Here is a 9366-nt window from a genome sequence, read left to right on the forward strand (position 1 = left end):
GCCCGACGCCGCCGCCCCGGACGGCGCCGTACCGCCGCTCGGCGGCGCGTCGGCGCGGCCGGACGCCGCGGCGCCGCCCGCGCTCACCACGACCACCACCGGCGGCGAGGACGACGGCGTGCTCCTGACCACCCCCGCACCCATCGGCGGCGACCTCGCGGGCGCGGCGATCTACGACAACTCCGGCGACCTCGTGTGGTGGAAGGAGGGCCCGTACATGAATCTGGAGCCCGTCACCTTCCGCGGCGAGCCGGCCCTGAGCGTGTACGACAACACCGACATCGGCGGCGAGTACGTCCTGCTGGACTCCGCCTACCGGGAGATCGCCTCCTACCGGATGAACGGCTCCTTCACCGACAGCCACGAGTTCGAGATCAGCCCCGACGGCTCCCGCGTGCTGCTGCTCGGCTTCGAGTTCGTCACCCGCGACCTCACCGAGTACGGCGGGCAGCCGGACGCCCAGGTCATCGACGCCGTCATCCAGGAGCAGGACGCGGACACCGGCGAGGTGCTCTTCGAGTGGAGCGCGCTGGACCACATCGCGCTGACGGAGACCCAGGAGCCGCTCACCGAGGCGACGGTGGACCCGGTGCACGCCAACTCCCTGGCGTACGACGCCGACGGCGACCTGCTGATGAGCGCCCGGCACACCAGCACCGTGTACAAGATCGACCGGGAGACCGGCGCCGTACGGTGGCGCCTCGGCGGCGAGGCGAGCGACTTCGCCTTCGCCGACCCCGCGCAGCGGCCCAGCTACCAGCACGACGCCCGGCGGCTGCCGGACGGGCGGCTGATGCTCTTCGACAACGGCAACAAGCGCACCCCGCAGCACTCCCGCGGCGCCGTCTACGAGCTGGACGAGCAGGCGATGACCGCCACGCTCGCCGAGGACGTCCAGCCCCCGGAGCCGGTCTTCACGCTCTTCGCGGGGTCGGCGCGGCAGACGGACAACGGCAACGTCCTGCTCGGCTACGGCAGCGCGGGGCGGATGGTGGAGTTCGCCGGCGGGGAGCCGGTGTTCACGGGGACGTTCCCGCAGGGCACGTACAGCTACCGGGCGATACGCACCGACTGGACGGGCACGCCCGCGACGAAGCCGAAGGTGGAGTGGCGCGACCCGGGCACGCTCGCGATGAGCTGGAACGGCGCCACGGAGGTCGACGCCTGGCGGATCGAGACCGGCGCGCCGGGCCGGACGCGGGCGGCGGACACCGTCGACCGGCGCGGCTTCGTCACGACGGCGGAGGTCGTGGTGCCGGACGGCGCGGAGGTGGTACGGGTCAGCGCCGTGGACGAGGACGGGAAGGTGCTGGCGACCCGGACGCTGGACGCGGACCGCGCGGGCTGACAGCGCGCTGACGGCGTGGCTGTCGGCGGAGCGCCGCGGCGGCCCCGGCGGTCAGCGGCCCGTGCAGCAGGGCGTCGGGGCCGGGGCCTCGAAGGGGATCAGGGTCTCCGCCGCCGCCGGGATCACCGCGAGGACCAGCCGCCCGTCGAGCCACTGGGGCCGCACGTGCCCGCGGGTGACCATCCGGGCCTCCCCCGGCGGGCCGCCGGGCGCGCCGAGCAGCACGATCTGCTCGATCGCCGAGGCGGCCAGCAGCTCGCCGACCGTCATGGTCCCGGTCAACGCGTCGGCCCCCGGGTACAGCACCGCCCGGCCGACGCTGCGCGAGGCGTGCTCGGCCGCGGCGCAGGCCGCCGCCGCGGCGGCCCCGCCGGGGCCGTGGCGGGTGCCGCCCGGCAGCCCCGCGACGGCGTGCCCGCGGGCGGTGAGCCAGCGCCAGGCGGCGGCCGCGTCGGTGGCTCCGGCGAGCGCGAGGGAGACGGCGATGCGGGGCCGCTCCCCCGGCACGAGGTGGGTGCAGCCGTACGCGGTCCGCGGCAGCCGCAGTTCGCCGGCGAGCGCGTGCAGCAGGTGGTCGGCCTCGCGCAGCTCGGTGAGTCCGGAGTCGGCGCCGAGGACGTACGCGCCGCTCATGCGCGGCGGCTGGTCGCGGTACGGACGGCGGGGTCCGCGGCGCCGGGGGCGCCGCCGTTCCGCCGGCTGTGGTCGTGGTGACGGAGTCGCTGGCCCATGACGCCCCTCCCAGTCCTGCCGGGTGCCGAGTCCTGACGTGGCGGCTGCTGCCGAGGGTCCGGCCGCAAGATGAACGCCGCGCAACCCGGCGGTGAGCCGCGAAGGGCCGTACGGCGGCGGCTTCGCGGGGCGCCGAGGACGGTACGCCGCCGCCGCGGGCGCGGCGGCGGCGTACCGGACCGGGCCGTGGTCCGTCAGCCCCCCGGGACGGTGTCCTCGTGGGTGACACCGGCGGCTCGGTACGCCGCGACCTCCTGGGCCACCTGGGCGGGGGTGAGCGTTTGGTCCTTGGCGAAGTAGACGTAGTCGACCTGCTGGTCGTACGCCCGCGGGACGGTGCTGCCGGCGAGGCCGCCGGAGATGATCCAGTGGTTGAGGTTGATCGACATCGGGGTCTCGGGCAGGTACGGCTCGCCGTGCGCGGCGAACTTCCGGCCGTCCACGTAGTAGTCGACGGAGTCGCCGTCGACGGTGATCACGAGGTCGTGCCAGCCGGCGTAGCTCTGCCGCGCCGCGGTGTGGGTGTTGACCGCCTCCCAGGGGTCGGGCCGGTAGGTCTCCCAGGACGTGGCGTAGAGGGTGTGCGACGGCTCGCCCCAGCCGCCGTTGGGCAGGTACTCGAAGTCCAGCTCGCCGTAGTCCGGGTCCATCGGCGCGTCGAGCGGGGTGATGGTGAAGAACGTCTGCACCATCTGGTCGCCGTCCGGGCCGGTGGCGGGGGCGTCGCTGAAGTGCACCCTGGCGGCGTACGTGCCCTGCTGGAACTTGCGCTGGTGGTACAGCTCCGTCTGCCTGGTGCCGGCGGCCGTGCCGTCGGTCGAGGTGCGCAGGTTGAGCACGGAGCCGGCGCCCTCTCCGGGGAAGGTGACCTGCTCGGGCGCCCAGCCGACGCCGGGGGCGCCGGGGCCGCCGGAACCGGAGCGCACGGTCCAGCCGCGCTGGCCGAGGCGGCCGTCGTCGTGGCCGGTGTAGTCGAAGTCGTCGAAGAGCGCGGGCCCGGCGGCGGACGAGCCGGAGCCGACGGCCGCGGGGGCGACGACGGCCCCGGCGGCCAGCAGTCCGGCGGCGGCGAGGAGTGCGGCGGGGGTGCGCGGTCGCGTGGTCCTTCGCGGTGTGCGTGTCACGTTCGTTCCTCCTTGGTGGGGGGGGGTCGTGCGGGGGGTGTGCGTCAGCCCTTGACCGCGCCGGTGGCGAAGCCGGCGGCGACGCGGCGTTGCAGGACGAGGAAGAGCACCAGCGCGGGCAGCGCGAAGAGCGTCGCGGCGGCCATGGTGGCGCCCCAGTCGGTGCCGAAGGTGTTGCTGAACGAGGAGAGCCAGACGGGCAGCGTCCGGTCGTCCTGGTTGCCGACGATGAGCATGTTGGCGAAGGCGAACTCGTTCCAGGCGGTGATGAAGCCGAACAGCGAGGTCGCCAGCAGCCCGGGGGCGAGCAGCGGGAACGTCACGCGGCGGAAGGCCCCGGCCCGCGTGCAGCCGTCGACCTGCGCCGCCTCCTCCAGTTCGACGGGGACGCCGGCGAGGAAGCCGCGCAGCACGATGACGGTGAAGGGCAGGGTGACCATGAAGTAGACGAGGGTGAGCGTCGACAGCCGGTCGAGCATGCCGGCGTCGCGGGCGATGACGTAGACGGGGATGAGCATGGCCTCCCAGGGCGCCATCTGGGCGACGAAGACCATGAGCACGAAGGCGCGCCGGCCGCGCCAGCGCATGCGGGCGACGGCGAAGGCGGCGCCGAGCGCGACGAGCAGCGAGAGCAGCACGGCGCTGACGGTCACCAGCAGGCTGTTGCGCCAGAACCGCGCGAAGCCGTCGGCGCCGACGGCCGTGCGGAAGTGCTCCAGCGTGAGGTCGGTGGGCAGGAAGACGGGGGTGTCGGCGGTGATGTCGGCGGTGGGCTTGAAGGCGGTGACGGCCATCCAGTAGACGGGAAAGAGGGTGATCGCGAACACCGCGAGCGCGGTGAGGTGGAGCGGCAGCCGGCGCAGCTTCACATGCCGCACGTCACAGCTCTCCTTCCTGCCGGAACAGCTGGCGCAGATAGACGAACAGGGCGACGGCCAGCAGCGCGACGGTGGCGGTGGACGCGGCGGCCTGCAGGTCGTAGCGGTGCAGGGACTGGGCGACGCGGTAGGCGTAGACGGGCAGGGTGGTCGTCGCGTCGTCCGGCCCGCCCTCGCTGACCACCCAGATCTGGGTGAAGCACTTGAAGACCCAGATGACCTCCAGGCACAGCACGAGCCCGAACACGCCGCGCAGCACCGGCAGGGTGACGGAGCGGAAGAGGCGCCAGGCGCCGGCGCCGTCGATGCGGGCGGCCTCGTACAGCTCGGCGGGGACGGTGACGAGCGCGGAGTACAGCGTGAGGGCGACGAACGGCACCGACTGCCAGACGACGAGCAGCACGAGGATGGTGAAGGTGGCGCGGCCGTCGGCGAACCACGCGTACTCGTCGTACGACTCGAAGCCGACCGCCGTCAGCGCCCAGTTGACCACCCCGAGCCGGGAGGCGAAGAGCCACTGGAAGACGGTGGTGGCCGCCAGGTGGGGGGTGGCCCAGGCGAGCGCGAGCGCGCTCAGCACCAGCAGCCGCAGCACCCGTCCGAGGCGCTGCAGCATGAGCGCCACCAGGGTGCCGATCCCCATGATCAGGACGACGTTGACGCCGGTCCACACCAGGGTGCGGGCCAGCACCCGCCAGAACTCCCCGTCGCCGAGCAGCTCGCGGTAGTTGGCGAGGCCGGCGAAGGGGGCGCCGCCGCGGATCAGCTCGGCCATGCCGAAGTGCTGCACGGAGATCAGCAGGTTGCGCAGCAGGGGGTAGGCGAGCAGGAACGCGGCGCCGAGGACCGTGGGGGCGACGAGCAGGTACGGCCACACGCCGGCGGCGGCTCGTCGCCGGCCTGGGCGGCGGGGCGGCGGACCGGCCGGCCCGGGGGCGGGCGCGGGCCGCGGGCGGGCGGCGGAGAGCTGCGGGGCCACGGGCGTCAGCCGCCCAGGGCCTCGGTGATGTCCGCGGACGCCTGCTCGGCGGCTTCGCGCGGGTCCTTTCCGGTGAGGACCTGGGTCTGGAACTCCTTGATCGGGTTGTCCGCCTCGACGGCGGCCCACCGCGGCGAGTTGGGCGTGGCGCGGCCGTTGGCCGCGGCGGCGGCCATGGCGGCGGCGCCCGGGTCGTCGTCGAGGACCCCGGCGAGGGTGGTCCTGTTGGGGACGTAGCTCATCGTGGTGGCGAGCTTCTTCTGCCACCTGTCGCCGGTGAGCAGCCTGACGAAGTCGTACGCCTCGTCGGGCCGTCCGGCCGCCTCGGGGATGATGAGGTCGGAGCCGCCGGTGAAGACGGCGCCCGGCGCGGCGCCGGTCTTGCCGGGGACGGGGAAGAACCCGAGCCGGCCCTTCAGCGCGGGGTTCGCCTCCTCGATGAGCTTCGCGCCGCCGGGGACGGCGACGACCTGGGCGACGTCGCCCTTGGCGACGATGTCGACCTGCGGCGGCTCGGCCTCGTCGGAGTCCTTGGGGCCCTCGCCCAGGGCCTGGAGCCGGCGGTAGTAGTCCATGGCGGCCAGCGCCTCGGGGGTGTCGAGGGCGCCGCGCCAGGTGTCCCCGTGCGGTACGGCGAGGTCGCCGCCCTCGTCCCAGACGAAGCCGGCGAGCAGGTACCAGTTCTGCCCGGGGAGGTAGATGCCCTGGACGCCGTCGGTGTTCAGCCGCTCGGTGACGTCGAGCCACTGCGCGCGGGTCTTCGGTGGCTCCTCGATCCCGGCCTGCTCGAAGAGGTCGGTGCGGTAGATGACGACGCGGTTGGCGGCGTAGTACGGGATGCCGTACTGCCGGCCGTCGACCCGGCCGGGCCCGGCGAGGCCGGGGAGCCAGTCGGCGCCGCGGAGTTCGTCCACCTTTTCGCTGAGGTCCCGTACCCCGCCGCTGGCGGCGTACTGCGCGACCTGGGTGTTGCCGACCTCGATGACGTCGGGCGCGTCGTGGGACGCGAGCGCGGCGGTGACCTTCCCGCCGATGCCGTTCCACTCCTGGATCTGGATGCGGACGTCGACGCCGGGGTGGCGCTTCTCGTAGTCGGCCGCGACGGCGTCCGAGAACTCCTCGGTGACGCTGTCGCGCATCAGCCATACATCGACGGTGCCGGTGACGGTGCCGGAGCCGTCCGGGTCGCCGCCGCAGGCGGTGAGGCCGGCGGCCGCGGTGAGGGCCGCTGCTCCGGCGAGGAGGCGGTACGTCTTCATGGACACCTCGGGGGTGGGGACGGACGGACGAATTGACCAATTGGTCAGCTGACCAGTCTCGCTGCCGGGGTAACCTGGCATAGACCAATACCGCCGTCAAGAGGGTGCGCAGAGCGGGCCTTTACGGACAGGAGCCCGCCGCACGGGAGACGCCGGTGAGACCACTGGTCACCTGTGGTAAGGTCCCGGCCATGGACGGTGACAGCTCGTCGAGCGTGCTCAAGCGGGAGCGCGTGCGGGAGCACCTGCTGGAGCTGGTCGAGTCCCGCCGGCCCGGGGACGCCATCCCCGCGGAGCGGGCCCTGTGCGCGCGGCTCGGCGTCTCCCGTCCCACGCTGCGCGCCGCCGTGGACGAGCTGGTGAGCACCGGGCTCCTCGTGCGCGAGCACGGCCGGGGCACGTTCGTCGCACCCGCCAAGATCACCCAGGAGCTGGTCGCCACCGGCCGGCCGCTCACCCTGCCGCAGGCGGCCGGGGCCTGGTCCAGCCGGATCCTGGAGTTCACCCGGGTCCCCGCGGGCGCCCGCGTCGGCCGCAGGCTGCGCGTCTCACCGGCCGCCGAGATCACGTACGTGGCGCGGCTGCGCATCGTCGACGAGGCGCCGATGGCCATCGAGTACCTGCACCTGCCGGCCCAGCTGGTGCCGGGGGTGGCGCCGGAGGAGCTGGAGACCGGCGACTTCTACGAGCACCTGCGCGCCCACCACCGGGTGCACGTGCGCGAGGCCGTCCAGTCCATCGAGCCGACGGTGACCAGCGCCGCGGAGTCACGGCTGCTGGACGTGCCGGAGCTGTCGCCGGCGCTGCTCTTCGAGCGGCTGACGACGGACACCCGCGGGCGCCCCGTGGAGTACGTGCACTCCGTCTACCGGGGCGACCGCTACCGGCTCCTGTCCCGCCTCACGCTCGGCACCGCGGCCCCCGGCGGCCCGCCGGACGACGGCACGCACCACCCGGGCATCCCGCCGGGCGGGCTGGGCCGGCAGGCGGCGATCTCCTCCTCGACGACGGGCGACGTGCACTCCTGAACCGGCGCCGTCAGCCGCCGACGCCGTCCAGCAGCGCCAGGTCCGTCGGCACCAGCGCCGCCGTGGCCACCAGGTCCGTCAGCAGCCGGTGGTCCGGGGTGCCGCTCCGGGCCCCGGGCGCCGGCTCCTCCCGCAGCGCCGAGAGGTACGCGCCGAGGCCGGCCAGCCGGCGGCGTACGGCCTCCACCCGGCGCGCGACGTCCTGCGCGCCCCACCGCTCCCCCGGCCGCAGTATCGCCAGCACCTCCGCCGCCTGCCGGTACGGCAGCGGCCGCGGATCCGGCTCGTGGCGCAGGTACCGCTGCCCCAGCACGACCAGCACCAGCCGCTCGTCGTCCGACAGCGACCAGGCCGCCGGCAGCGGCCGGCCCGCGACGCCGGCCGGGCCGTCCGCGTACGGCTGTTCCGGCCGGACCACGTACAGCTCCACCAGGTGCTCCCGGAAGCCGGAGCCCTTGACGAAGACCGGGGTGTAGCCGGCGGCCAGCGGCGTGCGGTCCGAGCCCGGCGGCAGCAGCAGGCCGCGCGGCAGCCGCAGCGCCTGCTGGCCGACGTTGCGCAGCGTCCAGCCGCCCTCCAGATACGTCAGCTCGCCGTGCCGCCGGCTCACCCCCTGGTCGCGCCGGCCGACGTACAGGTCGACGTCGACGCCGACGTCGTCCCCCGGCCCGCGCCCGAACCGGACGGTCAGCCCGGGCAGCGGCGCCACCTCGACGGCGTCGGCGGCCGAGCGCGCGTGCAGCGTGCCGGGCTGCGCGGGCGCCACGCCGCGGGCCAGGCTGTCGCTCCCGCTCATCCCCGGTGTCCTCGGATACGGTCCATCGCAGGTCCCCCCTCGGCCGCGGCCGGCTGCTGCCGACCGCCCCACGGTGCTCCCTGCCCCCGGGGACCCCTCCCCGCCGCCGGCCGCGGCCCCGTACGGGCCGCGGGGGCCGCGGATCGGGGTCAGACCTTCGGCAGCTCGCCGGCGGCGGTCTCCGCGAGGTCCGTGGCCATCGCGCACAGCTCATCCTGCGGCTCGTCGTCGCCCTCGACGGTGAGGTAGAGCAGTTCGACGGCCTTCTGGCCGTTCTCGTCGCGGTACTCGCGGTACTCGACCCGCACCGTGCAGGTGTCCTCGCCGTCGTACTCCGGCGATACGAAGGCGTCGCGGCCCGCCAGCCGCGTCGCCGTGCCGTCGTCGCCGCTGAGCGGCTGGTGACGGTCGTAGCGCAGCCCGACCTCGATGTCGCGGGTGGTGCTGTACCACTCGCAGTCCCAGTTGCCGAAGTCCACGTCGGGGTCGCCGGCGTCGATGCCGGGGACGGTCTCCAGCGCCTGCGCGTCGAGCAGCCGGCAGGCGTCCAGCCACAGCAGCGACACGTCCGGCGCCGGCGGCTCGCGGCGCGGGACGGTGCGCTGTTCGGCGCGGGCCCTGCCCAGGATCTCGCTGGCCGTTCTGGCGGCGACGTCGGCCATGGCGCACAGGGTGTCCGTGCCGCCGGAGTAGCGGGCGTCGCCGCCGTCCGCGTAGATCCAGATGCTCGTGTCGCGGTCCGCCTCGTCCGGCAGCACGAGGGCCCGTACGCACTCGTCGCCCTCCGGCGGCTCCTCGATGATGCCGATGCCGCCGAACGTGCGCATCGGCGCCGGCGACTCGGGGGGCGGGCCGGCGTCGAACTCCACCTGGACGTCGATGGGGTCGCCGTCGTCGCCCTGCGGGTACACCAGGACGTCGCAGCGGTCGAAGTTGCCGTAGTCGCGGTCCTGCCGTGCGCTCTCGCCGAAGCGGCCGAACTCGCCGGGGTCGGTCAGCGAGCAGGGGTCCACGGTGCGCTCGTCGCCGATGACGGACCAGTCGCCCGGCCGGCCGTCGCTCGGGGCGGGCCCGTGGCGGCCGGCGCGGTCGTCGTCGCCGCCGGGGGCGAGCCACCAGAACCAGGCGGCCGTCAGCGCCGCCGCCGTGACGAGCGCCGTGCCCGCGGCGGCCGGCGCGCGCGGATACCGGCCGGGTGCGGCGAGGAAGCCGAGCCGCCGGC

General features: G+C 74.7%; 7 protein-coding genes and 2 pseudogenes. 2 read left to right on the top strand and 7 right to left on the bottom strand.

The window, feature by feature from the left end:
• On the top strand, positions 1-1348 hold a 1348-nt coding region (locus ABD317_RS29030), incomplete at its 5' end, for an arylsulfotransferase family protein (RefSeq protein ID WP_344293539.1).
• 51 nt (positions 1349-1399) lie between these two features.
• Here ABD317_RS29030 and ABD317_RS29035 read toward each other — a convergent pair.
• The 5 genes and pseudogenes from ABD317_RS29035 to ABD317_RS29055 form a co-directional block, all read right to left on the bottom strand.
• Positions 1400-1981, bottom strand: a complete 582-nt coding sequence (locus tag ABD317_RS29035; protein WP_344293541.1) for a hypothetical protein — start codon at positions 1979-1981, stop codon at positions 1400-1402.
• A gap of 293 nt (positions 1982-2274) precedes the next feature.
• Positions 2275-3128: pseudogene (locus ABD317_RS29040) on the bottom strand (glycoside hydrolase family 16 protein); the annotation flags it as partial.
• A 120-nt stretch (positions 3129-3248) separates the two neighbouring features.
• Complete coding sequence (locus ABD317_RS29045; protein WP_344293543.1) at positions 3249-4082, bottom strand: carbohydrate ABC transporter permease; 834 nt, start codon at positions 4080-4082, stop codon at positions 3249-3251.
• A gap of 1 nt (position 4083) precedes the next feature.
• Positions 4084-4959, bottom strand: coding sequence for a carbohydrate ABC transporter permease (locus ABD317_RS29050; protein ID WP_344293545.1), 876 nt, complete (start codon positions 4957-4959; stop codon positions 4084-4086).
• A gap of 107 nt (positions 4960-5066) precedes the next feature.
• Positions 5067-6320, bottom strand: a complete 1254-nt coding sequence (locus ABD317_RS29055; RefSeq protein WP_344293547.1) for an extracellular solute-binding protein — start codon at positions 6318-6320, stop codon at positions 5067-5069.
• 191 nt (positions 6321-6511) lie between these two features.
• Between ABD317_RS29055 and ABD317_RS29060 the strand changes: the two genes are divergently transcribed.
• Positions 6512-7348: a GntR family transcriptional regulator gene (locus ABD317_RS29060; protein ID WP_344293549.1), complete on the top strand. Its 837-nt coding sequence runs from the start codon at positions 6512-6514 to the stop codon at positions 7346-7348.
• A gap of 10 nt (positions 7349-7358) precedes the next feature.
• On the opposite strand, the gene ABD317_RS29065 is transcribed toward ABD317_RS29060, so the two are convergent.
• Both ABD317_RS29065 and ABD317_RS29070 read right to left on the bottom strand, forming a co-directional pair.
• Positions 7359-8144 carry an FHA domain-containing protein gene (locus ABD317_RS29065; protein WP_344293551.1) on the bottom strand — a complete coding sequence of 262 codons (786 nt, stop codon included), beginning with the start codon at positions 8142-8144 and terminating at the stop codon, positions 7359-7361.
• A gap of 149 nt (positions 8145-8293) precedes the next feature.
• Positions 8294-9366: pseudogene (locus ABD317_RS29070) on the bottom strand (serine/threonine-protein kinase); the annotation flags it as partial.

The sequence above is a fragment of the Streptomyces synnematoformans genome, assembly GCF_039531005.1.
Classification (GTDB): Bacteria; Actinomycetota; Actinomycetes; order Streptomycetales; family Streptomycetaceae; genus Streptomyces; species Streptomyces synnematoformans.

Excerpts from the sequence above, each read along its gene's own strand:
- ABD317_RS29035 (WP_344293541.1), bottom strand. The coding sequence starts at position 1,981 with ATGAGCGGCGCGTACGTCCTCGGCGCCGACTCCGGACTCACCGAGCTG.
- ABD317_RS29055 (WP_344293547.1), bottom strand. The coding sequence starts at position 6,320 with ATGAAGACGTACCGCCTCCTCGCCGGAGCAGCGGCCCTCACCGCGGCC.
- ABD317_RS29060 (WP_344293549.1), top strand. The coding sequence starts at position 6,512 with ATGGACGGTGACAGCTCGTCGAGCGTGCTCAAGCGGGAGCGCGTGCGG.
- ABD317_RS29065 (WP_344293551.1), bottom strand. The coding sequence starts at position 8,144 with ATGAGCGGGAGCGACAGCCTGGCCCGCGGCGTGGCGCCCGCGCAGCCC.